The sequence below is a fragment of the Halomonas sp. 113 genome (assembly GCF_904067645.1).
Taxonomy (GTDB): domain Bacteria; phylum Pseudomonadota; class Gammaproteobacteria; order Pseudomonadales; family Halomonadaceae; genus Vreelandella; species Vreelandella titanicae.
On the sequence record NZ_LR881453.1, the window covers coordinates 4,465,359 to 4,489,207 of the forward strand.

Consider the following 23,849-nt stretch of genomic DNA (forward strand, 5'->3'; position numbering starts at 1 on the left):
ACCAATCTAGCGTGATGCCGTACAGTTTTTCAACACGCGATCCAAGATGGCTAAACCCTCCTCTACTTCAGCGGCCGTTACGATACACGGCGGAACCACATGGATACGGTTCTCAACGGTAAAGACCAGCAGGCCGTTTTCCATTAATTGCTGCTTGAGTTGCAGCACTTCCGCCCCTGGCAGTGGCGTTTTGTAAACCGGGTCGCTGACGAGCTCCAAAGCATGAAACACACCAACGCCCCGCCAATCACCAATGATGGCGTATCGCTCGGCAAGCTGTTGCAACCCTGCGGCTAACGGGCCATTACCCACCGAGTCAGCGTTTGCAACCACGCCTTCTGCTTCCATCGCATCCAGGGTCGCGACTATCGCCGCCATTGCCAGCGGGTGGCCGGAATACGTCAGACCGCCGACAAAGAAGTGGTCATCGAAATAGCGTGAGATGGATTCAGAGATAATCACGCCCCCGGCAGGCACATAGCCCGAGTTCACCCCTTTGGCGAAGACGATTAAGTCCGGCGCCATGTCGTAATGTTCAAAAGCGAACCAGCGCCCTGTGCGACCAAAGCCAGCCATCACTTCATCTAGAATCAGTACAATACCGAACTCATCGGCGAGTTTTCTAACGCCCTGAAGATACGCCTTCGGAGGTAACAGTACGCCAGCCGTACCGGGAATGGTTTCCAGCAGGATGGCCGCGACCGCATTAGCACCTTCGCACTCAATTACCCGGCGCAGGTGTTGCAACGCCCGCTCACGCTCCTCCTCTTCATTGCGCGCCCAAAACTCACTGCGATAAAGGTAAGGGTTGAAGAAGTGCACATGGCCGCTGGCATACTCATTGGGCACCCGCCGCCAATCACCGGTGGCAGCAATCGCTGAACCGGTGTTGCCGTGATAGGAGCGGTAGGCGGATAGTATTTTGCTTCGCCCGGTATAAAGACGCGCCATACGAATGGCATTTTCATTGGCATCCGCGCCCGCATTGGTGAAAAACACCTTACTAAACCCAGCGGGCGCTTTGGCGATAATGCGCTTGGCCGCTTCGCCCCTAGCCAAGTTGGCATGGGCGGGGGCAATGGTACACAGGCTCGCGGCCTGGGCTTGAATCGCGCTCACCACTTTGGGGTGCTGATGGCCGATATTGGTATTGACTAACTGGCTACTAAAATCCAGATACGAGCGCCCCACATAGTCCCATACGCGACACCCTTCAGCCCCTGCAATCACCATGGGGTCTAAACTGCCTTGCTGTGCCCAGGAGTGGAACACATACTGGCGATCTAAGGTGTGTACATAAGTATTATCCACACCGCTTTCGGGTGGATGTGAAGCGGCAATATTGGTATTCATAGCAAGCACCTTAAGTAATCCGTTAAGAAATAGCGTGCTTGCCAGCCTAGTGAGTCAACCGTTTAGGCTGTAGGGCCAGTCTTTACGTGCCAAAGGGACAGACGCATTGGAAAACAGCGATGTCACAGTAACAGGCACGAACTGGCCCTAAAGGCTTGAACCAGCGTTGCTTACAGTGATGTAAGAACGCGCCCATCGCCTTTAATTATTTGCCTTTAAATAGCTTGAATAACGTGGAGAAATTGCAATGCCTAGCGTACTTATTACCGGAGCGACGTCAGGGTTTGGTAAAGCGGCTGCCCAGCGCTTTGCCAAAGCGGGCTGGTCATTGATTTTAACCGGGCGACGCGTAGAGCGCCTCAAAGCACTTGAGGAGGAGCTTTCCAAGCAGGTGCCCGTGCTAACACTGGCGCTGGATGTCCGCGATAGTGATGCGGTGACTGATGCCATTAGCAACTTACCGGAAACGTTTCTGCCGCTGACGTGTTTAATCAATAATGCGGGGTTAGCCCTGGCACCGGAACCGGCGCAAAAGGTGGCGCTGGAGGATTGGCACACCATGATCGACACCAATATCACGGGGTTGGTCAATGTGACACACGCGGCGCTGCCGCTGCTGCTGAAAACCGGTAAAGGCGCGAGTATTCTCAATCTCGGCTCGGTGGCGGGTCAGTGGCCTTATCCTGGCGGGCATGTGTATGGCGCGTCGAAAGCCTTTGTTCAGCAGTTCAGCTACAACCTACGCTGCGATCTGTTAGGTACTGGCGTGCGAGTCACTGACCTGGCGCCCGGCATGGCAGAAACCGAGTTTACGCTGGTCAGAACTAAAGGCGACCAGGCCGCTTCGGATGCACTTTACCGGGGTACGACGCCACTTCAAGCAGAGGATATCGCCGAGCAGCTTTACTACTTGGCCACGCTGCCCGCCCATATCAACATCAATCGCTTGGAAATTATGACCGTTCGTCAGGCATGGTCAGCGTTTGCGGTTGATCGCGACCCGGCTTAAGCCTGCTGCGCCGATTTTAATAGGCCACCCGTTGAAACGCGATACCGCCCTTGCTCTTTGACTAGATAAAGGGCGTTATCCACTCGCTTCATTACGCTTTTGACCGATTGTTGATACATTCTATTTTACTCATCCTTGTAAAATAGTCGTGCGGTCATGAGACTCAACGTCAACAGATCTCGATACCCACAGCCGATAAAGGGCAGGGGTAAAGAAAAACGACACTAGCGTCGCTAAGAGCAGTCCAAAACCAACGGTTTGCGCGAATGGTGGCCATAGCCCGCCGGTAGCCAACATCAACGGAATTAAGCCTGCAAAGGTAGTGACCGTGGTCGAAACGATATGCCGGCTGGTGGGGCCACTGATCACCGCCAGCATGGCATCGATATCGCCTCGGCGGGCGGCTTCATCGTCATCAAAGGCAGCAATAATGATAATAGTGGCATTAATCGCTACTCCCACCAGCCCCATGATGCCGACGATAATCACAAACCCAAACGCATGCCCGCTTAGTAGCAGCGCCACAATACCCATACCCATCGCCTGGGCGCCGGCAATAAATACGATGGCGGCCCGCCGAAAGGAGTTAAATGCCAATACCACGGTGGCCACCATGGCTATGACCAGCAACACCACCGAGGCAAGCAACTTGCCCACGGCGTCATCTCGCTCGGCGGCTTCACCACCGGTTTCGATTCGGTAACCAGGGGGCAATTGAAACGCCCCCGACGCCAACGCTGCCTGAAGCTTGGCATCCAACTGAGCCATGGAGACCGCCGGAAGAGCGTCGGCCACCAGGTACCCTTGTACCAACTGCATCCGTTCAGCGTTACGGCGGGTAATCACGCTCCAGGCAGGCGTGAGTGACACCTCTGCCACCGCCGCCAGTGGCAGTCCCTCAGCTACTTGATCGCTGACCAGGCGCAGCGCCGCCAGCTGTTCTGCGTTAGTGCGCCACTCATCGGCGTAGCGCACCCGCACAGGCAGTTGCTGCGTATCCTCCAGCAGCATGCCTGCCGATTGCCCCGAGAGCGCGGCCCCCACTTGTTCCGCTAGCCGCTGCGGCGTTAGACCCGCATCACTCAGTGCGGTGTGGTCGATATCCAGGGTTAACCTGGGCAAATCACGCTGCATGCCAGCGCGCACATGGGTCACCTGAGGCAGTTGGTGCATCAGACCCGCTAGCTCAAGTCCCAGCGATGACAGCACCGCTAGATCATCACCATAGACACGTAGCTCAATCGGGGCTTTAAACGGCGGCCCCTGCTCATACTTGCGCACTACGCTTTGGGCCTGAGGGAAACGCCGATCAAGCGCCTGCTGTAAGGCGGGCACTCGTTCATTAGTGATTTGTAAAGACGCTGTGTCCACAATCAGGTGCAAAAATGCCGGGTTGTTATCCTCATTGGTAAGCACGTTGTAGTACATCATTGGCGCGCTTTCACCGACAAACGCCGAGACGCGGGTGATGCCCGGCAACTCACGAATCATGGCATCGACTTCATGGGCCAGTGCTTCGGTGTTGGCCATACTGCTGGCGGGGGGCAGGCGCACCTCAATGTGAAACTGGTCGCGGTCTGCGGGAGGAAAAAACGCCACATCCAGCGTGGGCATCAACGCCATGCCACCCACGGGCACACACAGGGTGATGATCATGGCGGCCCAGGGGTGACGCAGCGCGCTGCGTACCGTACGGCGGAAGCCGCGCTTGAGCATCCCACTGACGCCGTTATTTCGAGGCGTTGGAGGTTTATCAGCGACCCTGGCTAACAGCATGGGTGACAGCGCAGGCACCAGCAGCAGCGAAACCAGATAAGAACTTACCAGTGCGACCATCACCGCCATGGCCAGGGGCCCCACGAACTCCCCCGCTGGGCCCGGCATCAACACAATCGGCATAAACGCCAATATGGTGGTTAAGGTGCTGGCCAGCAGCGGCACCGCTAAGTGGCGCAATGTGTCCCGGGTAGCGGCAAGCGCTGAATCGCCTTTCAAAAAGCGCTCGCGCAGGGCGTTGGTCATCACAATGGCATTGTCGACCATTAGCCCCAGCGCCACGATAATGCCGGTAATGCTCATCTGGTGAATATCGATACCCAGCGGCTTGAAGAACGCCAGGGTGAGCAGAGCCGTGGCGGGGATCGCCAACCCCACCGTCACCGCCGAGCGCCAGCCCATAGTGATGAACAGGATCGCCACCACCAGCGCTAGCCCCATCAGCAGGCTGCCAGCCACGTCACTTAAGCGCTGGTTGGTGTAACTGGCCTGTTCGAAAACCTCTTCAACCGCGATGCCGACAGGCAATTCATCGGCGAACACCGCCAACTGCTCTTGTGCTTTTTCCACCCAGTTATCGATTCGCTGGCCGGGAGCCATACGTGCGCCGACATACACCGCTCGTTCGCCGTTAAGCAGTGCCACTGCGGCGGGCGGGTCTTGCACGCCCCGGCGTAGCTCAGCCAACTCGCCAAGTCTTACGGTGTGCCCCTGCCGAGTCGTCACTTCTATCTCGCGTAGCCTATCGAGCGCATCAAACTCACCGCTTAGCCCCACCGTCAGCCGGTGGCCGTCGGTGACCACTTCACCTGCGGTACGTCGTCCATCGCTTGCCTCAATAGTGGCCGCTAATTGCCCGACGGAGAGCCCCAAGGCGTTCAGTTCAAGCGGGTTAACCCTCACCTCTACCTGCTCCCCCGCCACGCCAAAGCGGTGGGTATACTCCGTGCCAGGGACGTTTCTAAACGCTGCTTCCAAACGCTCGGCGTAGCGCTCCATCAGTTGGGGATTGGGCGGGGTATCCAGTGTCCAGCGCAATGCGGCCACGATGCTAAATGCGTAGCCTCGATCATCCAGCAGCTCCGGCGTTTGTACGCCGTCAGGCAGTGTAGGGGCGACATCGGCCAGCTTGTCGCGCACGCGGCTCCACACCGGCGTTACATTGGTCACGGCATCCTCAAGCTCAAGGCTAATCACCGCAATGCCCTGGCGAGAGGTGGATTCCAGCACGTTAATCTCAGCGATGGTGCGTAGCTCATCCTCAATGGGACGCGCCACTAAAGCTTCGACCTGCTCGGGGGTGGCGCCAGGAAAAGGCGCAAGCACGGTGGCCATGCGCGCCACCAAATGGGGGTCTTCCGCGCGTGGCAGCGTTTGAATGGCCGACAGCCCGGCGACAACGAGAAGGCCCAGGGCTAGCGCTAACAGTCGACGGTTAAATAACCACTCAAGGCGCTTCATAGGCCACTTCCTCGCTTAGCGTGACCTGCTGACCTGGCGTTACACGGTGGGTGCCACCGGTAATCAGCCGCATGCCCGACGCCAGCGTGCCGCGTACAAAGGCTTGGTCTCCTTCACTATGCAATAGCTCCACGCTGGCCTGGGCCACACGGTAGTGATCGTTCTCTAACGGCTCGGCCACCAATACGTTCCACAGGCCACGGTCGGCGGCTTGCAGGGAATCCAACGGCACCCAGTATCCGTTTGCGGGTTCTGTGATCTTGTAGCGCAGCTCTGCCAGATCGCCGGGCACGGCATGGTCTGGGGTTTCCAGCGACACCACCAGCGTCTGGGTGCGACTGTCGCTATCAACCTGGGGGAGCCGAGCACGTACCTTACCGCTGACTTCCTCACCATTCACCATCAGCTCAACGACTTCACCTGGCGTAAACGTCGCGGCCAGCGCTGCGGGTAGGCCAAGATGCGCTTCTAACTGCTCGACATCGATAAGATCGAAAGCGGTAGTGCCGCTACTCACCAAGCTGCCGACACTGACATGGCGCTCGATCACTCGTCCGCCGAAGGGCGCTTTTAACGTGCTGTCATCCAAATCGGCGGTAAGGCTATCGCGCTCGGCTGCCAGCGCCGCCAGGCGAGCCTGGAGGGTCAGTCGATCTGTCCGGGCCTGATCCAGCGCCGTGCGGCTGGCAAAGTTATTCTGGTTTAGCTGCGCTTCACGCTCCTCCTGGCGCTGAGCCAGGACGAGGCTGGCACGGGCTTCTTCACTGCGTGCAGCTACCTCCGCTAAGCGGCTTTCCAATCGACGGGTATCCAGCGTGGCAAGCACATCCCCCTGTGCAACCGCATCGCCTCTGTCTGCTGACACAGCACTAACCCGCCCTGCGGGTTCGAACGCCAGCGATACCGACTGGCGCGCCACCACACGTCCGGTTAAGCGCACATCGCGTTGCAGTTGCTCGGCTTGCTCCAGGGCCTTGGTCGACACCTGTAACAGGGCGTTATCAGCGCCTTGCTGGCGGGCCTGCTGAGCACTGCTGTGCTGACTGGAGAGAGAAAATACCGTCGCCAGTGTGGCACCTACCATCAACAGCGCCGCCAGCGTGCCGCGAAACCGGTGGTTCCAGGAAGTTTTTAGAGGAGTGCCCATGTTGGCCTCGAAATGGTTTATTCTTGAACGATACCGTTCACTATAATATTTGTACTCTCACGTTCAATATTTATTTACTCAATAGCCCGGATTGCACCGAATGACAGAGCCCCAACATACATCGCCTGAACCAAAGCGCCGCGCTGGCCGACCCAAGGATATGGTTAAACGGGATGCCATGATGGATGCGGCGGCGTGTCTGTTTTTTCGCCACGGTTTAGAGGGGGTAACGATGGAAGCCGTTGCCCGAGAAGCGGGTGTTTCCAAAGTCACAGTCTACGGCCACTTTGTGACCAAAGAGGCACTGTTTGGCAGTGTGATACGGCGCGAAACCGAAATCATCCGCAGGGGATTAGATAAACTGCCCGACACCCACGAGGGGGTTCGCCAATCATTGATCGAAGTCGGCATGAGCTTAGTGCACTTTTTGTTGGAACCCCATGTCTTAGCGGTTGAGCGGGTGATGAACACTCAGGGAGAGCAGCACCCTGAGCTGCTACAGGCTTTTTTTGAGGCAGGCCCTTGGGCCACTAAGCAGTGGCTGCAGGAGAAATTGGAGGGACTAGCCCAAACCGGGCATTTAACGCTTGGCACACCCACGCTTGCCGCCAGCCACCTGTGCAGTATGTGGCAAGGCATGCTGGTCACAGAAGTCCGCATGGGCGTTCGCCACCTCCCCAGCGATGAAGAGCTGCATCATCAGGTCAGTAGCGCCGTGGATGTGTTTTTGGCGGCGTATGGGAATACCTAGGCCAAACACAGCCCATTGAAAAATCACAATCTGTTTTAACGCCGCTCTAGCACACCGATTAGCGCGGGTATTGGCAGGCTTTGATCCTCTACCGATTTATACAGGTTGCGGACGGCTTCAGCGATACCTCCCTCCACGGCGAGGTCTTCGGTCATCGTATGGTAGTAACCGAGGTCTTTGCTGGCATTGGCAACGCTAAACTTAAAGCCTGAAGGGTCATTGTCAGCGATATAGGGGCGCAGCCGCTCGAGTACTACCCCACCGCCGCCGCCTGCGCCAAGCACTTCAAGCAAGGCGGTATCGCTGATGCCCGCTTTACGTGAAGCGACAGTGGCCTCCGCCAATACCGCAGAAAACCCAAGCGAAACAAAATTATGCAGCAGTTTAAGGGTATGCCCCGCGCCCACATCGCCCGCATGGGCAATATTTTCGGCAAAGCCCTGCAGCAGAGGCAGCGTTTCATCGAACAGTGCCTTCGGCGCACCAACAATCAAGTTGAGCCGCCCTTCAGCCGCTTCTTTGGGGGTGCGCGTCATGGCGGCATCCATAAAGCGCCCGCCAGCCTCTGTGACTCTGGCAGCGACGTTTTCTGTTGAACTGGGCAAGGCGGTGGAGCAATCCACCACGATACTACCGGGCGTTATCCCTTCCAAAACGCCGTTAGGTTCAAATAGCACCGCTTCTACTTGGGGTGAGCCGGTCACGCACAGAATCACCACCTCAGCGCTCTGTGCTACCTCTCGGCCTGAATTCAACGCGGTAGCACCGGCGACCAGCAGGTCATCTACGGGCTGATTGCCCGAGTGATTGAGAAAGCTGACTTGGTGGCCTGCGCGCAGCAGACTGCTGGCAATCCCATGGCCCATAAGGCCTACGCCGACGATGCCTACCTGGCGAGATGTTGTCATTGTCATTGCTCCATTAATGGTGATTAGTCGTGCTTGATAGCAACCGTCTTAATTCGGGTATAGCTACGCAGACCTTCAAAGCCTTTCTCTCGGCCATGGCCGGAACGCCCAACGCCACCAAATGGTAGCTCTACACCACCGGCGGCACCGTAGTTATTGATGAATACCTGACCGCTGCGAATACCTTTAGCCAAACGGAGCTGGCGACCACCATCGCGCGTCCAAATACCGGCACAGAGGCCAAAATCGGTAGCATTAGCCAGCGCCAGAGCTTCCGCTTCGTCCTCAAACACCTGCACCACCAGCACTGGGCCAAACAACTCTTCTTGAAGCACTTCATGCCCTTCGGGAATATCGGTGAGTAGTTGAGGCACTACGAAGTGGCCGCCGCTTGGCGCGCTTGCGGCTAACTGACCTTTTGCTGCCACGCGAATACCGTCGGCTTCGGCGGCCGCCAAACGCGCTTCCAGCTTGGCTTTTTGACGCGCATTGATCAGTGGGCCGCAGTCAGCATCCGCTTCGCCTGCATCACAGCGCAGTGCAGCGAAGCGCTCGCTGAGGTTAGCGACCACGCTCTCAGCGATCTCCCGCTGCACCAGCAAACGGCTGCCTGCGGAGCAGGTCTGCCCGGCATTCTGAATAATGCCGCGCACCACCGCAGGAAGCGCGGCATCAATATCCGCATCGGCAAACACTAATTGGGGAGACTTACCGCCAAGTTCCAGGGTGACGGGTACATGGTGCTGCGCGGCCGCCTGGGCGACATGGGTGCCGGTCTCTGGCGAGCCGGTAAAGGAGAGATGATCAATGTTTGGGTGGGCAGCAAGGGCAGCGCCCGCTTCAGCACCAAGCCCTGGCACCACGTTGAGTGCACCCGCCGGAAGGCCATGATCCACTGCCAGTTGCGCTAAACGCAGTACGCTTAAACAGGCATCCTCCGCGGGCTTGAGCACAACGGTGTTACCCGCGGCCAGCGCCGCGGCCACACAGCGCCCGAAGATCTGCGATGGGTAGTTCCAGGGAATAATTTGCGCACACACGCCGTAGGGCTCACGCAGGGTCATGACCGCGAAGTCGGTCTCAAAGGGGATGGTTTCACCGTGGAGCTTGTCCGCCGCACCACCATAGAAGCGAAAGTAGCGTGCGCAGGCACCAATATCGCCCCTGGCTTGAGTCATGGGCTTCCCGGTATCAGCACACTCAAGCTGTGCCAGTTGCTCGTGATGCGCCTCGATAATATTTGCAAAGCGTAGCAACCATTCGCTGCGCTGCCGGGCAGACCAACTCGCCCACTCGCCCAATTGGCCGGAAAACGCCTGGTGTGCCGACTCAACGGCTGCCTTAACGTCACCCTCCTGGCTACGTGCTATACGTGCCAAAGGCTCACACGAAGCTGGTGCTTCTACTTGTAAGGTAGTGGCCGTATCAACCCACTCACCACCAATCAGCGCCTGCTGAGGCGGTAACACTAATGCATCTTGCATATCGCACTCCTTTAATTGTCATTGTTCGGGTAATGCTAAAAAGCGACAGGATTCAGTAAAAAATTAACCGTAAAAAGCAGTCACCAGCCCCATGGAAATCCACGGCATATAGGTAATCGCCATTAGGCAGGCCAATACCACCAGCACAAAGCGCACCAGCCATGGCAGCATTTGATCGATCGAGATTTTGGCAACCGCACAGGCAGCAAAGAGGTTTACGCCGAGCGGCGGCGTAATCATGCCAAGCGCCAGATTAACCACCATCACCAGCCCAAAATGGACGGGGTGGATGCCAAACTGCATTGCAATCGGGGTCAATATCGGTGCCAACACCAGAATAGCGGCGGAAGTTTCGATAAACATGCCGACAACCAACAGCAATGCATTGACCACCAGCAAAAACATCAGAGGATCATTGATGGTATTGGTGACCAGGGTGGCGATTTGTGCAGGTAGCCCCGTGCGGCTAAGCAGAAAACTAAATAGCGAGGCCGCGGCAATAATCAACATAACGGCGGCGGTAGAGATCACGCTCTGGCGCATAATCGGCCACAGGTCATCGACCTTCAGTTCACGGTAGTAGAAACCGCCCACGATCAGGGCAAAAAACACGGCCACGGCGGAGGCTTCAGTCGGGGTAAATATCCCGCCATAGATACCGCCAATCACGACCACCGGCATTAGCATGGCCACCCAGGCACGCTTTACCGAGATCATAAATCCGGTGCTGTCTTTATAGTCGTCCTTGCCGTAACCGCGCACCTTGCAAAACAGGTAGAGAAAGAGTATCAGCGCGCTGCCAATCAATATGCCGGGGCCAATGCCGGCGAGGAACAGTTGGCCAATGGACGTATCGGTACTCACGCCATACAGAATGAGAGGAATCGACGGGGGTATAAGCACACCCAGCTCAGCGGATGACGCCTGAATGGAGGCAGCCAATGGCTTTGGGTAGCCATGTTTCACCATCGCCGGAATCAGGATGGCGCCAATCGCGAAGGTGGTGGCCACACTGGAGCCTGACACCGCCGCAAACATCATGCAGGTCAGTACGCAGGACATGGCCAAGCCACCCTGCACCTTCCCCACGATAGATTTGGCTAAGTCCACCAAGCGCTGGGAGATGCCCCCTGCGGCCATCAAATTCCCGGCAAGAATAAAAAATGGGATCGCCATGAGCGGGAATTTATCAATACCGATAAACATCTGCTGCGGCACCAGCAACAGTGGCAAGCGAGTAAAGAATTCGATGCCGATAATTGACGCCAGGATAATCGAAATCGCGATCGGCACGCCGAAGGTGAATAGAATGATCAGCGACAGGCCAATAACCATATTCATGACTGCGCCCCTCCTTTAGGGAGATGGCCATCTTCAACCAACGCCTTCTCAGGAGTAATTTCGCTATTCTCCGGCCCTACCTTTTCACGTCCACTGAGCTGCGCTAAAAGCCGAGCCGCAACAGCCACAATGGCAAAACTTGAACCCGTGGGAATCGCCGCATAGGCCCACGACATCGAAATATTCATTCCCGACATTGTTTGATTGCTCACCCGCATCGTCATTTGGATGCCGTAATGGATCAGCACCCCAAGCACCAGCAGGCAGCACACCACAATGAGCACCTCTAAAAGAGTGAGAAAACGCGCAGGTACCACTTTATAAACGACCTCCACCGCCATCATGTAACCGCCCCGAAAGGTGGCGGCAGCGGCCATAAATACGCACCAGATCATGGCAGCGCGGGAGGCGACTTCCGTCCAGGTAGAAGGGGCGTTAAACACAAAGCGGGTGAGCACCTGATAAAAGCTGAGGGTTACCGATATCGCCAGCATCACCACTGCAATCAGCATTGCAAGCCGGGTTAACTGATGCTCAAAACGAAGAAATACCGCTAGCATAAGAGATCACCATGCCAAAGCGGCCTCCGGCTACGCCGAAGGCCGGGGAGGAAGAAGCGCTCAGCAACTGCTGGCTTTGTCCTGAATGCGCTCCAGCATTTCGGTGCCGTACTCAGAAGTAAATATCTCATAGGCGGGCTGAACCGCTTCCTGGAAAGGAGCAACATCAATGTCGGTCTTTACCGTCATACCATTCTCTTCCAGCAGCGCCACGCCTTCACGCTCTAGCCGCGAGACCTCTTCACGGGTTGCTTCAGCAGATGCGACAGCAGCTTCCCTAAACCAGCCACGCTCTTCGTCACTTAAGCCATCTAGCAGAATCGGCGACCCCAGGACGATGGCCGGCGAATAGACGTGCCCGGTTAATGAGAGATAATCCTGCACTTCCCAGAAGTTGGTGGCGACGATGACCGTAATCGGGTTCTCCTGGCCATCGACGGTACCCTGTTGAAGTGCCGTGAACAGTTCCGGGAAGGCCATCGGCGTTGGCCGAGCACCCATCTGACGGAAAGCCTCCTGATGCACCTCGTTCTCCATGGTGCGAACGCGCAGGCCTTCGGCATCTGCTGGTGTGGCAATTTCTCTCTGGCTATTGGTCAAATGGCGGAAGCCATTCTCTGTCCAAGCCAGGCCGATCAAATCGTGATCGCCCATTTTTTCCAGTAGCTCGTCGCCAAGCTCACTATCCAGCACGCAGCGCGCCTGGTCGTAGTTTTCGAACAGGAACGGCAGGTCGAGCACATAGGTTTCGGGAACGAAGTTACCTAGCGGGCCGGTGGAGGTAATCACCACATCGACAGTGCCAATTTGCAAACCTTCGATCATCTCCCGCTCGCCGCCCAGTGACCCCGAGGTGTGCTCGGTTACCGTAAATTCGCCATCAGACAAACGCTCCAGCGCCTCTTTAAAGGCATCTGCACCCACTGAGTAGTGGGAGCTATCAGAAAGGGTGTGCCCCAGGTTCACTTCCGTCGCCGCATGGGCTTGTAGTGCAATGCCAACGGTAGCAATACCGCTAATCGCCGCCACCAGGGCATGGCGTGTAATTGTGGGTGTCTTTGTAGAGTGTTGCTTAGTCATTGAAGTGCCCTCTTTATGTTGTTGTGAGGGTGGAGTGTGGAGCGACACACGCTATTGCTAGCGTCGCCCCAGGCTTTTGCCTACCTCGGGTGGCAGGCCGGAACTCACGACGGTTCAGTAACGAACGCATCAATAATCTGTTTAAAGTTGTCGTCGCCCACAAAACCAAGCTGCTTGGCTTTCGCGGTTTCAAAACGCGCAGGCCAGCTCGCCACAATGGCTTCAATGCGCGGGTCAGGCTCATGGCGTACCAGCGAAAGCGCTTTCTCGCCGGCCACATCGCGCAGTGCTGCCAGCATATCGGCCACCGTGACGGTAATGCCGGGTAGCATAAAGGCGCGAAAAGAGGCCAGGGCTTCGCTCGGCACTTCCGCACCATGAATCAGCGCCGCCACCACTTTGCCCGGTGACATCACAAACATCGGCAGCTCGGTAGGCACCGGGCAAACCGCCTCTTCGCCCTTGAGCGGCTCACGTAGGATGCTGGAAGCAAAGCTGGAGGCCGCAGCATTAGGGCGGCCGGGTCGAATCACAATCGTCGGTAGGCGCAGCACTAAACCATCAATGAGCCCTCGGCGGCTGTAATCGTTGATGAGCAGCTCGCACATGGCTTTTTGTGCACCGTAGGAGTTTTGCGGATGGAGTGCCGTCATATCATCCAGTACCTCCGGCAACTCACCGCCGTAGGCCGCCACGGAGCTGGCCATAATCAAGCGAGTATCGGATAGCTCCTGCTCCCGGCAACCTTCCAGCAGCGCCCGTGTGGCATCGAAGTTAACCCGCATACCGAGTTCCAAATCGGCTTCTGCGGCGGAGCTTACGACCGCCGCCAGGTGGTAGATCACATCAGGTCGCTGCTCTAACACGCTATCCAGTGCGTCGGGTTGGGTAATATCCAGCGCCACTGATGTCACAGCAACACTTCCCGCTGCAGGCTGCGGCGCTTCGATCTGATCAATCAGTGTCAAGCGCGTAATGGGCTGTTGGCGAAGCTCACCGCGTTCAAGCAATTGGTTGACTAAACGCTGGCCGAGAAACCCAGCAGCACCGGTAATGGCAATATGCATCGTGAGGATCCTGTTGTAGTGTTGTTATTGTTCATTCAGTTGGGGCCGATCAGTGGGAGTCGAGCAGATAGTGCCGATCAGTGTGTGGTTAGGCCCCACACCTCGCCCCACCCCAGCCCCGCGCGAGTGTCGGCCTGGGGGCGATACTCGCAGCCGATCCAGCCGCTATAGCCCAGCGCGCTTAAGCGCTCGAAGATGGCCGGGTAATGCACCTCCCCCACATCCGGTTCGTGGCGCCCGGGTACGCCTGCGACTTGAATATGCCCTATGGAGCTGAACTGGCGCTCAAGGTGGCGAATCAAGTTGCCGTCCATAATTTGGCAGTGGTAGAGATCAAACTGTAGCTTTAGATTTTCTGCCCCAACCTCTTCCAATACCGCCATGGCCTGGGCCTGGCGAGAGAGAAAAAAGCCGGGCATATCGCGCGTATTAATCGGCTCGATCAGTATCTCTCGGCCAACTTTCGCCGCCTCTTCCGTAGCAAAATGCAGATTGCGGATATAGGTGGCGTGGTGTTCAGCCTGGGTCGCGGCATCGGCATCTTCCGGGAGCAGCCCCGCCATGGCATGCACCCGAGGGCAGTTGAGCGCCTCGGCGTAACGTAGCCCTTCAATCACCGAGTCACGAAACTCTCCTTCTCGACCCGGCAAGCTCGCCAAGCCTCGCTCACCTGCATCCCAATCACCTGGCGGCAGATTAAACAGCACTTGCTCCAGTTGGTGCTTGTTCAGCGCATCTCTTAACTCATCGTCGGCATAGGCGTACGGGAACAGGTACTCAACGCCTTTAAAGCCCGCCTTCGCAGCAGCGGCAAAGCGATCCATAAAGGCGTGCTCGTTAAACAGCATGCTGAGGTTGGCGGCTAATCGAATCATCGTGGTGCTCTTGTTGTTCAGTACGTCATTGTTAAGTACGTCGTTAATCCCGTGGAAAGCGCGCTTCCAGCTCCGCCACCTGTTCCGGCGTTAGCCCTCGCGGGTTTTCACCCCGTAGCAGCAGGTAGAGCTTGGCGGTTTCTTCCAATTCTTCGGTGGCGTAGATCGCTGCCTCGAGGTTTTTACCCGCCACCACCGGGCCGTGGTTAGCCAGCAATACCGCGCTGTGTTTGCCCGCTAACCCCCGCACTGCATCGCCCAGTTTGGGGTCGCCAGGAATGTGATACGGCACCAGCGGCAGTTTCCCCACTCGCATCACGTAGTAGGCAGTGAGTGGTGGTATGCAGTCGCAGGGATCTACGCCCGGCAGGCAAGAGACCGCCACCGAGTGAGTGGAGTGCAGGTGCACAATCGCGCCGGATTGCGGGCGCTCCTCATACATCGCCATATGCAAAAACTGCTCTTTGGTGGGCGAGTCGCCACTCATCAGTTGGCCGTTACTGTCCAAATGAGAGATTCGCGCAGGATCCAGCCGCCCCAAGCATGCGTTAGTGGGTGTCATCAGCCAGCCGCCATCGTCCAGGCGCACGCTGATATTACCGCTAGAGCCCATGGTCAGGCCGCGGTCAAACAGCGATTTCCCCAGAGTGCTGATCTGCTCACGTAAACTGTTCTGGGGATGGCGATGCAAGTGGATGCTCATACCAGCACCTCAAACGCCCGAGTAAAAAAGTCGACGCCACCAAAGTTGCCAGATTTCAGCGCCAGCGACAGCGGCGCATTGCGACCGGCTAGAGGGGCTTGGGTCCAGGGTACGCCGGGGTCGATCTGCTCGCCGATGCGCAGGGTGGCAATGCCCAGCGCCGAGACCACCGCGCCGGAGGTTTCGCCCCCGGCGACCAGCAACCGGCCCACGCCTTCGTTAACCAGCGTCACTGCCAGTTGGCTCAATGCTTTTTCCACCAGCGCACCCGCATGCGCAACGCCAAGAGCTTGCTGGGCGGCGTTAACCTTTTCAGTATCAGCCGAGGCATAGAGCAGTACCGGCGCCTCTTGAGATAAGCGCTTGCGGGCAAAGGCCAGCGCCTCTTCCTGCTGTTGTCCTCCTTCAGCCAACGCCAAGGGATCAAGGGCGAAGCCGCCATCAGGGTGCTTGGCCAGAAAATCCGCTACTTGTGCCAGCGTGGCACGGGAACAGCTGCCGGAGAGCACCAGTGCACCGCCCGAGGCAGGCGATAAACGCCCCGGCTCACTGATCGTGCCCAGCCAGCCCTGTGCACGATACTGGGCGGGCAACGCCTGCCCTAGCCCTGAACCGCCGGTGACCAAGGGCATCGCAACCGTAGCTTCGGCAAGTACATCCAGATCCTGCTCATCCAGGGAATCACAGATCACATGGCGAACCCCCTGATCTGCCAGCATCGTTAAGTGAGTGCGGGTCGCCTCTGCGCCTTGAACCAGCACCGCGCGGTTGGCTAAGCCCACCGGGTGCGGCGTTTGGCGGGCGAGTACTCGCACGAGATCCGCGTCCTGCATGGGGTTCAGTGGGTGGTGCTGCATACCGCTGTCGTTGAGCAAGCGGTCGCCCACAAACAGATGGCCTTGGTAGACCGTACGGCCGTTAACCGGGAAGGCGGGCACCATCACTGTTTGGTACGCGTCCAGGGCTTCCAGCAGCGCATCCGCCACCGGGCCGATATTGCCCTGGTCGGTGGAGTCAAAGGTGGAGCAGTACTTGAAGAACAGCTGCCGGGCGCCCTGCTGGCGAAGCCACTCAAGGGCAGCCAGTGAGTCCGCCACGGCTTCGTCTACTGGGCAGGAACGCGATTTCAGCGCCACGACCACTGCATCGATATCAGCGAGGTCGATTTCTTGCTGGGGCACGCCAATCACCTGCAGGCAGCGCATACCGCCGCGCACTAGGTTATTGGCAAGGTCGGTCGCTCCAGTGAAGTCATCGGCAATAGCGCCCAGTACGATGTTCGCTCCCATCCCCATTTTATTAGGCTCCCTGGGCGTCGTTGGCAGCTTCTGGCAACGCGATGCCCGATAACCGCTGGTAGACTTTAATCACTGCCGAGTCATCTTCGCGACCAAAACCTGCACCGCTGGCAGCGGTAAACTGCTGCAGAGCGCTGGACGCTACCGGTGTTGCCAATGCCAGCTCGCGGCCGGTTTGATGCACGATGTTGAGATCTTTGACGAAGATATCCACCGCCGAAAGCGGCGTGTAGTCACCACTCAGGATATGCGGCACGCGGTTTTCGAACATCCAGGAGTTGCCCGCCGAGTGGGTAATGACGTCATAAATAACCTCTGGGTCGAGCCCCATACGAATGCCCAACGCCATGGCTTCAGCGGCGGTGGCGATATGCACACCTGCCAGCAGTTGATTGACCAGTTTCATACTTGAGCCAACGCCAGGCGCATCGCCAAGGCGATAAACCTTGGCAGCCATAGCGTTTAGCACTGCTTCGGCGTAGGTAAATGCCTCCGTTGCCCCGGATGCCATTACCGATAGTTCACCACTTTTGGCTTTAGCAGCACCGCCGCTAATCGGCGCATCCAGCAGCAGCAAACCCTCTGCCGCCACACGCTCACCAAGCTGTTTGGCCTGGCTGGGCGCCACCGTGGCGCACTGTATGATCAGACTGCCCCGGGCCAAGTGGCTTACCACACTCTGTTCACCGAACAGCACTTGCTCAACCTGCGCCCCGTTAACGACAACCACCAACACGATATGGCAGTGAGCCAGCTCGGCAGGAGTGGTTACGCTTTGCCCCCCTGCTGCCGCGAAGGCATCGCGTGCCCCAGCGGAAATATCACACCCGGTCACATTAAATCCCTGCTTGAGCAAAGCGGTGGCCGTACCCATGCCCATGGCGCCCAGGCCAATAAGACCTACTTGAAGTGATTGCTTATCGTGTTGGCTCACCTAACGGCACCTCTTTGTTGTTGAGACAGTGGTTGAGACGGCTGTTGAGACTGTTACTGAGAACGTTGTTGTGTTTGTTGCTATCGTCGCGGTGCAATTAGAAGCTAAATGGTAGCGCTGTCATGATAGCGCTACCATTCGTTTTAGATTATTGTTGGCGTTACGACAAGCTGAAAATCAGGGACGTGCGACCAATGTCTAAAGACTCCCCCAACGCTGCCTCTCCCAGCCCTGCTAGGCAGCGCCGAAGCTCCGACCAAGTCACGCTCAGCCAAGTGGCGCAAGCGGCAGGGGTATCACCGATTACCGCATCTCGAGCACTGAACAACCCTGATAAGGTCAGCGATAGTGCACGCCTGAGTGTTCTACAAGCCGTAGAGAAACTGGGCTACGTACCCAACTTGGTAGCCGGTAGTCTGGCCTCATCCCGATCACGGCTGATTGCCGTGATCGTGCCGTCACTGATCAATAGCGTGTTTGTGGAAGTCATCAAGGGGCTGCAGGAGACGCTGGAAGCCGAGGGCTACCAGATACTGCTAGGTAACACCGACTACGATCTAGACCGCGAGTATCAGTTGGTACGTACTTTTCTGGGCTGGTCATGCTCTGCACTGGTCACCGCTGGGCTGCGCCATAACAAGGCGTGTCATACGTTGCTGGCGAACTGGGATCACCCCATTATGGAGGTGATGGAGCTGGGCAAAGGCATGGATCTTAACGTTGGCCTGGATCACGTGGCGGCAGGTCGCTGCATGGCCGGCCATCTTATCGAAAAAGGCTACCGCCAGATTGTTTATGTAGGCGCCCGGCTCTCGCAGGATTATCGCGCCAGCATGCGTTACGAAGGCCATAAAGCGGTACTAAAGGAGAAAGGAATCGACGCCCCACTACTGGAACTAGATACCCTGGGCAGCCTACAGGCGGGCGCTGAAGGACTGGCCCAAGTGCTCGCGCAATACCCTCATACCCAAGCCATTCACTTTGCCAACGACGACCTGGCGGCAGGCGCCCTGCTAGCTGCTCAACGTCAAGGGCTAAACGTGCCAGGGGATATCGCCATTGCCGGGTTTAACGGCCTGCCCCTTGGTCAGCACGTAACTCCTCAGCTCACTACCATTCTTTCACCCAGAGAAGAGATGGGCCGCTTAGCCGCCAAAGAACTCATTCGGCGACTAAGCGGTAAAAACGTCTACCGCCGCCAGCACGATGTGGGCTTTACGCTCCAAACCGGCGGGAGTACTTAGGCCGCCTCAGCGCTCATATCACTGGCGGTTGACCAAGAATCTCCAAGCCTGATCCCAGCTCGTTTTCAATTGCCTGACCGATTGCCAGCAGGTTGGCGTCTTGCCACGGCCCGGCCAGCACTTGCAGGCCAACGGGCATACCTGCGGCGTCTTTCCCAACCGGCAGCGTTAAGGCACACAGGCCTAGGAAATTAGCGATCACGGTGTTGCGCAGAGCATGCATGTTGGCTTTGGGATAGGCGCCTTCTGGCTCGAGACTTTCGATAGTGGGCGGGGTAATCGCTACCGTGGGAGTAAGGACTGCATCTACATCGGCCATGCGAGCGGCAGCAGAGGCGGCAAGCGAGTCCAGCACCGTGCGACGACGCACATACTCCCAGGCAGGCATGTCATCTGCCGCTTTAACGCGGGCGGCGACGTTAGGATCCAGGGAGTCAATCATCTCGGGTAGCTCGGTGTTTAGAAACGCTGCCAATTCCGGCGCAGCCACACCGCCCAGCTTGAAGAGTTCGTACGCTTCGTCGATGCCGGGCAACTCGAGGGTCACTATTCGCGCCCCGGCGGCTTCCAGTTGCTTAATAGCAGCACGAACGGTTTCCGCGACACCTGGACTGCAGTCTTCCCAGAAAAACGTTTCGGGCATCCCAAAGGTCAACCCGGCAAGCGTTGGCGTTGCTGGCACTCGATCATCCTGACCACTAAGGCCGCCATCCAACGCATCGAACGCAAAAGCAAGGTCATCTACCCGATGCGCCAGTAACCCTGGAGTATCCAACGTGCTTGAAAGCGGCACAATCTGCTCGGTCGACCAGCGCCCCGCGGTGGTTTTCAGGCCTACTACGCCGGTCATTGAGGCGGGAATACGTACTGAACCGGCGGTATCGGTGCCTAATGCCAAACTTGCCGTGCCGCCCACCAAAGAAACACCCGCGCCGGAGCTGGAGCCGCCAGGCGTGCGGTGCTGATGTGCATCCCAGGGGTTGCGTGGTGCTCCCCAATGGGCATTGGTGCCCAAGCCGCCAAAGGCAAACTCAACGGAGTGGGTTTTGCCCATCACAGAAGGCAGCTGTTTCAATAGCGTGCTCACCACCGGGCCGAGACGCTCCCAGCGCTTCGGCAGGCGTTGAGAAGAGCCCGCATAGGTGGGTAGCCCAGTCACGGCGTAGATATCCTTGATCGATACCGTCATGCCCATTAGCGCTCCCGCATCACCACCCTGGGCGAGCACCGCATCGGCAGCTTTTGCCATTGCCAGTGCCTGCTCGCCGTTCCAGGTGAGGTAGGCGTGGTCGTGTTTGCCGCGCTGCTGATAAGCAGCGATTGCCGCTTCGGCCAGCGCGGTAGCGGTCAGCGTGCCCGCCCGCAGCCGCTCGCGCTGCTCACGCAACGGTAGAAAAATGGGTGAATCCTGCATGCTTTACGTACCTCTGTGGGTGCTTAACGCACTTCAAAAATCGCTTCGACTTCCACCGCCGCATTGCCGGGTAGTGTCGCTACCCCAATGGCGGTTCTAGCATGACGCCCCGCATCGCCAAACAGCGCGACAAAAAGTTCGGACGCGCCGTTAATGACCAACGGCACATCATGAAAGCCCGGCGCCACATTGACGAACCCATTCATGCGCACGCATCGCACCACGCGGGAAAAATCGCCATCAAGGGCATTGCTGAGCGAGGCCAGCAGGTTCAAGGCGCACGCCTGGGCCGCCAGCTTGCCGGTTTCAAGATCGAACTCAGCCCCTACCTTACCGGGATAGAGAACATCACCGCCACGCTCACAAATCTGCCCGGCTAAAAACAGCTGGCTGCCCAACTGAGACCAGGGCAGAAACATGCCACGCGGCCTTGGAATCGCCGGTAACGTAAGGCCCTGCTCCGCCACCGCTTGTTCAATCGTTTTGCTCATGGTTCGTTGTCCTTATTGTTTAGCTTCATTAAACCAGCTGTTAATAGATTAACGAGGGCAGCCAGGTACTTAGCCACGGTATATAGGTGATGATGATCAGCGCTAATAGCATCAAGCCAATCAGCGGCAAACAGGCCTTGAATACTTCCTGCAGCGACATCTTGGAGATCGACATAGCGACGAACAGGTTCAACCCGACCGGCGGCGTAATCATGCCCACCGAGAAGTTGATCAGCGTGATCACCCCAAAATGTACCGGGTCCACGCCTACCTGGGCCGCAATCGGTTGCAGCAGTGGCGAGAGCACAATGATGGCCGAGGCGCTATCGAGGAAGAAGCCAGCAACGATCATCACGACATTAAACAGCGCCATGACCTGAAACGGATCGTCTGTCCACGACAGCACCTCGCCTGCCAACTGGCTAGGCGTACCGGTAATGGCGAGCAGCCAAGAGAAGGCAGAGGCACCCGCAGTAATCAGCAGCAGCGTCGCGGAAATCAACCCAGAGCTTCTTAGCGTACCCACCAGTTCCGTTACGTTAATGGTGCGATAAACCACCATGCCGACAAACAGGCCATATACGCAGGCGACCGCCGCCGATTCGGTCGGGGTAAAGACGCCACTGTAGATGCCCCCCAGCAGAATCACCGGCAGGCCAAGGCCCCAGGCAGCATCTTTAAAGGCTACCAAGATTTGCCTCAGCGAGGGGAAAGGGGCGCGCTCATAGCCTTTGATGCTGCTAAAGACGATGCAGTAGGCGATGAGAATCGAAGCAATCACAATGGCAGGCAGCAGGCCCGCTGCAAACAGCCGCCCCACTGAAGTACCGGTCACTGAGCCATAGATAATCAGCGCAATACTCGGCGGTACGATCGGCCCCAAGGTACCGGCGGTAGCGATCAACCCAATCGCAAAGCGTTTATCGTAGCCAGCAGCGACAAGCGCCGGGAACATGATCGAGCCAATGGCCACCACCGTGGCCGGGCTTGAACCAGAAATGGCCCCGAAGAAGAGACAAGACAGCACCGTGGCTGCTGCCAAGCCGCCTGGCACCCACCCTACCAGCGCCTTGGCAAGATTGATCAGCCGGTCGGAAAGCCCGCCAATCCGCATCAGTTCCGCCGCCAAAATAAAGAACGGAATCGCCATCAGCGAGAAGTTGTTCATGCCGGTAAACATGCGCATCGGCACGATTACCGGATTGGTAGCGCCAAAGAATTCAATGGCAAGAAACACCGCCAATGCCAAGGAAGCAAAGATTGGCAGCCCAAGCAGTAGAACGGCAAAAAAGATCGGTAATAATGCAGTAATCATGGTCGCCCTCCAGGGTTAAATGAGCTTATCCGACTCAGCCACAAGCTCTTCGGAGAGACTCACCGGAGGCTTTTTCCAGACTTCATTGATTACCCATAGATAACGCAGAATCAGCAGTACACCGGAAACGCCAATCGGCAGATAGAACCATGCCATCGGCAGGCGAAGTGCAGCGGTTAACTGTCCGCGATCCAACGTGCTGAAATAGAGAACAAAGCCGTAATAGGTCATGAAGCCAGCGAACACGATACCGATCAGTGCTGCGATCATGTGCAGCCAGCGGTTCACAGCGGGCGAGGCAATGGCATTCAGCACATCCACCGAAATATGCGTGCCATGGCGCACCCCCATACTGGCACCTATAAAACTCATACAGATAATGGAGTAAATAACGACTTCTTCAGCCCAAAATAGCGAACCGCTAAAGCCGTAGCGATACACGACTTGGATGGTAGTGAGGATGGTCGCAATCGACATGAAAACGACCATCGCCACACTTTCCAAGCGATCAAGACATTTGTTGAGCGCTTCGAACATGAGATATCCACACCCTGAAAGGGGTAAGAAGAGAGGAGCCAGGCCTTAGTAGACCCGTTGGATCAATACTCGATACCCACAGCGTCATATACTTTATGCAGCAACTCCGTGGTGACGATATCTTCATACTCTTCGTGCACCGGCATGCTGGCTTCAATAAAGGCGTCGCGCTGCTCTGGGGTGAGCTCATTGATCGCAATTTCGTCTTTGATCTCTTCCATGATGGTCTCTTCGTCCTGCAGCGTTAGCGCACGGGACGTGTCTCGGCCGTTATCGAAGGCTTCCAGCATGACCGCTTGCAGATCTTCCGGCAGTGAATCCCAGGAGTCCTGATTTATTACCGCCGCATAGGCGTGGTAGGCGTGATTGGTCAGCGAGAGATAATCCTGCACCTCGTGAAAACGCATGGTGTAAATGTTGGCCAGTGGGTTTTCCTGCCCCGACACCACGCCCTGCTGCAGGCCGTTGTAAACCTCGGTGAAAGCCATTGCGGTGGCGTTAGCCCCCAGGTTTTCATAGGTGGAGATGATAATCGGCGCCTGCATGGTACGCATGCGGATGCTGTCCATATCTTCGGGAGTTTCGATCGGGCGGTCATTGTTGGTGATATGACGGAAACCTGCGCCCCAGAAGTTGACGCCGTACATATTATGGCCGTTCAGGGTGTCGAGGATTTCGCGACCCACTTCACCGTCCAGAGTTTCCACCATGGTGTCGTAATCGGCAATTAAGAACGGCAGATCCAAAATCTGCATGCGCGGCTCAAAGTTGCCCAGCGTGGCCGTGGGTGGAATACCGATATCGACCAGGCCCATCTGAATCTGCTCTATGATTTCAACGTCGCCACCCACCTGAGCGGCCGGCAGCACGTTAATCTCGATACGACCATCGGACTTCTCCTCTACCTCCTCTTTAAAGCGCAGCGCCGCCTGGCCGTTCGGCGTTTCTTCAATCAACACGTGTGCGAAGCTGAAGGTATAGTCGGCCGCATGGAGTTGAGCCGCACTTAGAGAAGCGACGGCAATAGCAGCAGAGAGGGTGGCTTTTGTCAGCGTTAGTTTCATGTCCAGCACCTTATTTAATTATGGGGAATTGCTTTTT

The 23,849-nt window shown here is 57.2% G+C and carries 21 protein-coding genes; 3 read left to right on the forward strand and 18 right to left on the reverse strand.

What is annotated here, in order from left to right:
• Nucleotides 1-6: 6 nt before the first annotated feature.
• Nucleotides 7-1,353, reverse strand: coding sequence for an aspartate aminotransferase family protein (locus tag YERSI8AC_RS20940; RefSeq protein WP_236557377.1), 1,347 nt, complete (start codon nucleotides 1,351-1,353; stop codon nucleotides 7-9).
• 247 nt (nucleotides 1,354-1,600) lie between these two features.
• Here YERSI8AC_RS20940 and YERSI8AC_RS20945 point away from each other — a divergent pair, with 247 nt between their 5' ends.
• Complete coding sequence (locus YERSI8AC_RS20945) at nucleotides 1,601-2,362, forward strand: SDR family NAD(P)-dependent oxidoreductase (RefSeq protein WP_022521639.1); 762 nt, start codon at nucleotides 1,601-1,603, stop codon at nucleotides 2,360-2,362.
• 129 nt (nucleotides 2,363-2,491) lie between these two features.
• On the opposite strand, the gene YERSI8AC_RS20950 is transcribed toward YERSI8AC_RS20945, so the two are convergent.
• A complete protein-coding gene (locus tag YERSI8AC_RS20950; RefSeq protein WP_159177474.1) occupies nucleotides 2,492-5,599 on the reverse strand; it encodes an efflux RND transporter permease subunit in 3,108 nt (1,035 codons plus the stop codon).
• Nucleotides 5,586-6,746: an efflux RND transporter periplasmic adaptor subunit gene (locus YERSI8AC_RS20955; protein WP_159177475.1), complete on the reverse strand. Its 1,161-nt coding sequence runs from the start codon at nucleotides 6,744-6,746 to the stop codon at nucleotides 5,586-5,588. The genes YERSI8AC_RS20950 and YERSI8AC_RS20955 overlap by 14 nt, the downstream gene beginning before the upstream one ends.
• Nucleotides 6,747-6,846: 100 nt before the next feature.
• On the opposite strand from YERSI8AC_RS20955, the gene YERSI8AC_RS20960 reads away from it, so the two are divergent.
• A complete protein-coding gene (locus tag YERSI8AC_RS20960; protein ID WP_022521637.1) occupies nucleotides 6,847-7,497 on the forward strand; it encodes a TetR/AcrR family transcriptional regulator in 651 nt (216 codons plus the stop codon).
• A 35-nt stretch (nucleotides 7,498-7,532) separates the two neighbouring features.
• Here YERSI8AC_RS20960 and YERSI8AC_RS20965 read toward each other — a convergent pair whose 3' ends face one another.
• The 10 genes from YERSI8AC_RS20965 to ltnD all read right to left on the reverse strand — a co-directional run bounded on the left by YERSI8AC_RS20965 (nucleotide 7,533) and on the right by ltnD (nucleotide 17,747).
• Nucleotides 7,533-8,405 carry an NAD(P)-dependent oxidoreductase gene (locus tag YERSI8AC_RS20965; RefSeq protein ID WP_159177476.1) on the reverse strand — a complete coding sequence of 291 codons (873 nt, stop codon included), beginning with the start codon at nucleotides 8,403-8,405 and terminating at the stop codon, nucleotides 7,533-7,535.
• A 23-nt stretch (nucleotides 8,406-8,428) separates the two neighbouring features.
• The gene (locus YERSI8AC_RS20970; protein ID WP_138799268.1) at nucleotides 8,429-9,889 is read right to left on the reverse strand and encodes an aldehyde dehydrogenase family protein; all 1,461 of its coding nucleotides are present in this window, start codon (nucleotides 9,887-9,889) and stop codon (nucleotides 8,429-8,431) included.
• 63 nt (nucleotides 9,890-9,952) lie between these two features.
• Nucleotides 9,953-11,230: a TRAP transporter large permease gene (locus YERSI8AC_RS20975; protein WP_138799267.1), complete on the reverse strand. Its 1,278-nt coding sequence runs from the start codon at nucleotides 11,228-11,230 to the stop codon at nucleotides 9,953-9,955.
• Nucleotides 11,227-11,790 (reverse strand): TRAP transporter small permease, encoded by a 564-nt coding sequence (locus YERSI8AC_RS20980; protein ID WP_009285964.1) that lies wholly within the window; start codon nucleotides 11,788-11,790, stop codon nucleotides 11,227-11,229. Before YERSI8AC_RS20980 ends, YERSI8AC_RS20975 begins: the two co-directional genes overlap by 4 nt.
• Nucleotides 11,791-11,850: 60 nt before the next feature.
• Nucleotides 11,851-12,870, reverse strand: coding sequence for a TRAP transporter substrate-binding protein (locus YERSI8AC_RS20985; protein WP_159177477.1), 1,020 nt, complete (start codon nucleotides 12,868-12,870; stop codon nucleotides 11,851-11,853).
• Nucleotides 12,871-12,974: 104 nt separating this feature from the next.
• Nucleotides 12,975-13,937, reverse strand: a complete 963-nt coding sequence (gene denD, locus YERSI8AC_RS20990) for a D-erythronate dehydrogenase (RefSeq protein WP_159177478.1) — start codon at nucleotides 13,935-13,937, stop codon at nucleotides 12,975-12,977.
• Between the two features lie 77 nt (nucleotides 13,938-14,014).
• Nucleotides 14,015-14,812 carry a 2-oxo-tetronate isomerase gene (otnI, locus tag YERSI8AC_RS20995; protein WP_159177479.1) on the reverse strand — a complete coding sequence of 266 codons (798 nt, stop codon included), beginning with the start codon at nucleotides 14,810-14,812 and terminating at the stop codon, nucleotides 14,015-14,017.
• 43 nt (nucleotides 14,813-14,855) lie between these two features.
• The gene (otnC, locus tag YERSI8AC_RS21000) at nucleotides 14,856-15,515 is read right to left on the reverse strand and encodes a 3-oxo-tetronate 4-phosphate decarboxylase (RefSeq protein WP_022521629.1); all 660 of its coding nucleotides are present in this window, start codon (nucleotides 15,513-15,515) and stop codon (nucleotides 14,856-14,858) included.
• Nucleotides 15,512-16,810: a 3-oxo-tetronate kinase gene (gene otnK / locus YERSI8AC_RS21005; RefSeq protein WP_159177480.1), complete on the reverse strand. Its 1,299-nt coding sequence runs from the start codon at nucleotides 16,808-16,810 to the stop codon at nucleotides 15,512-15,514. Before otnK ends, otnC begins: the two co-directional genes overlap by 4 nt.
• Nucleotides 16,811-16,814: 4 nt before the next feature.
• Complete coding sequence (gene ltnD, locus YERSI8AC_RS21010; RefSeq protein WP_159177481.1) at nucleotides 16,815-17,747, reverse strand: L-threonate dehydrogenase; 933 nt, start codon at nucleotides 17,745-17,747, stop codon at nucleotides 16,815-16,817.
• Between the two features lie 194 nt (nucleotides 17,748-17,941).
• Between ltnD and YERSI8AC_RS21015 the strand changes: the two genes are divergently transcribed.
• Nucleotides 17,942-18,991 (forward strand): LacI family DNA-binding transcriptional regulator, encoded by a 1,050-nt coding sequence (locus YERSI8AC_RS21015; protein WP_159177482.1) that lies wholly within the window; start codon nucleotides 17,942-17,944, stop codon nucleotides 18,989-18,991.
• A 13-nt stretch (nucleotides 18,992-19,004) separates the two neighbouring features.
• Here the strand turns inward: YERSI8AC_RS21015 and YERSI8AC_RS21020 are convergent, their stop codons facing one another.
• The 5 genes from YERSI8AC_RS21020 to YERSI8AC_RS21040 all read right to left on the reverse strand — a co-directional run bounded on the left by YERSI8AC_RS21020 (nucleotide 19,005) and on the right by YERSI8AC_RS21040 (nucleotide 23,812).
• Complete coding sequence (locus tag YERSI8AC_RS21020) at nucleotides 19,005-20,405, reverse strand: amidase (RefSeq protein WP_159177483.1); 1,401 nt, start codon at nucleotides 20,403-20,405, stop codon at nucleotides 19,005-19,007.
• 23 nt (nucleotides 20,406-20,428) lie between these two features.
• Complete coding sequence (locus tag YERSI8AC_RS21025; protein ID WP_159177484.1) at nucleotides 20,429-20,896, reverse strand: RidA family protein; 468 nt, start codon at nucleotides 20,894-20,896, stop codon at nucleotides 20,429-20,431.
• Between the two features lie 40 nt (nucleotides 20,897-20,936).
• Nucleotides 20,937-22,211 carry a TRAP transporter large permease gene (locus YERSI8AC_RS21030; protein WP_089691839.1) on the reverse strand — a complete coding sequence of 425 codons (1,275 nt, stop codon included), beginning with the start codon at nucleotides 22,209-22,211 and terminating at the stop codon, nucleotides 20,937-20,939.
• Between the two features lie 15 nt (nucleotides 22,212-22,226).
• On the reverse strand, nucleotides 22,227-22,748 hold the full coding sequence (locus YERSI8AC_RS21035; protein WP_022521622.1) for a TRAP transporter small permease: 522 nt from the start codon (nucleotides 22,746-22,748) through the stop codon (nucleotides 22,227-22,229).
• Nucleotides 22,749-22,810: 62 nt separating this feature from the next.
• Nucleotides 22,811-23,812: a TRAP transporter substrate-binding protein gene (locus YERSI8AC_RS21040; RefSeq protein WP_159177485.1), complete on the reverse strand. Its 1,002-nt coding sequence runs from the start codon at nucleotides 23,810-23,812 to the stop codon at nucleotides 22,811-22,813.
• Nucleotides 23,813-23,849: the final 37 nt, after the last annotated feature.

Coding starts and splice junctions, on each gene's coding strand:
- YERSI8AC_RS20940 (WP_236557377.1), bottom strand. CDS start 1,353: ATGAATACCAATATTGCCGCTTCACATCCACCCGAAAGCGGTGTGGAT.
- YERSI8AC_RS20945 (WP_022521639.1), top strand. CDS start 1,601: ATGCCTAGCGTACTTATTACCGGAGCGACGTCAGGGTTTGGTAAAGCG.
- YERSI8AC_RS20950 (WP_159177474.1), bottom strand. CDS start 5,599: ATGAAGCGCCTTGAGTGGTTATTTAACCGTCGACTGTTAGCGCTAGCC.
- YERSI8AC_RS20955 (WP_159177475.1), bottom strand. CDS start 6,746: ATGGGCACTCCTCTAAAAACTTCCTGGAACCACCGGTTTCGCGGCACG.
- YERSI8AC_RS20960 (WP_022521637.1), top strand. CDS start 6,847: ATGACAGAGCCCCAACATACATCGCCTGAACCAAAGCGCCGCGCTGGC.
- YERSI8AC_RS20965 (WP_159177476.1), bottom strand. CDS start 8,405: ATGACAACATCTCGCCAGGTAGGCATCGTCGGCGTAGGCCTTATGGGC.
- YERSI8AC_RS20970 (WP_138799268.1), bottom strand. CDS start 9,889: ATGCAAGATGCATTAGTGTTACCGCCTCAGCAGGCGCTGATTGGTGGT.
- YERSI8AC_RS20975 (WP_138799267.1), bottom strand. CDS start 11,230: ATGAATATGGTTATTGGCCTGTCGCTGATCATTCTATTCACCTTCGGC.
- YERSI8AC_RS20980 (WP_009285964.1), bottom strand. CDS start 11,790: ATGCTAGCGGTATTTCTTCGTTTTGAGCATCAGTTAACCCGGCTTGCA.
- YERSI8AC_RS20985 (WP_159177477.1), bottom strand. CDS start 12,870: ATGACTAAGCAACACTCTACAAAGACACCCACAATTACACGCCATGCC.
- denD (WP_159177478.1), bottom strand. CDS start 13,937: ATGCATATTGCCATTACCGGTGCTGCTGGGTTTCTCGGCCAGCGTTTA.
- otnI (WP_159177479.1), bottom strand. CDS start 14,812: ATGATTCGATTAGCCGCCAACCTCAGCATGCTGTTTAACGAGCACGCC.
- otnC (WP_022521629.1), bottom strand. CDS start 15,515: ATGAGCATCCACTTGCATCGCCATCCCCAGAACAGTTTACGTGAGCAG.
- otnK (WP_159177480.1), bottom strand. CDS start 16,810: ATGGGGATGGGAGCGAACATCGTACTGGGCGCTATTGCCGATGACTTC.
- YERSI8AC_RS21015 (WP_159177482.1), top strand. CDS start 17,942: ATGTCTAAAGACTCCCCCAACGCTGCCTCTCCCAGCCCTGCTAGGCAG.
- YERSI8AC_RS21020 (WP_159177483.1), bottom strand. CDS start 20,405: ATGCAGGATTCACCCATTTTTCTACCGTTGCGTGAGCAGCGCGAGCGG.
- YERSI8AC_RS21025 (WP_159177484.1), bottom strand. CDS start 20,896: ATGAGCAAAACGATTGAACAAGCGGTGGCGGAGCAGGGCCTTACGTTA.
- YERSI8AC_RS21030 (WP_089691839.1), bottom strand. CDS start 22,211: ATGATTACTGCATTATTACCGATCTTTTTTGCCGTTCTACTGCTTGGG.
- YERSI8AC_RS21035 (WP_022521622.1), bottom strand. CDS start 22,748: ATGTTCGAAGCGCTCAACAAATGTCTTGATCGCTTGGAAAGTGTGGCG.
- YERSI8AC_RS21040 (WP_159177485.1), bottom strand. CDS start 23,812: ATGAAACTAACGCTGACAAAAGCCACCCTCTCTGCTGCTATTGCCGTC.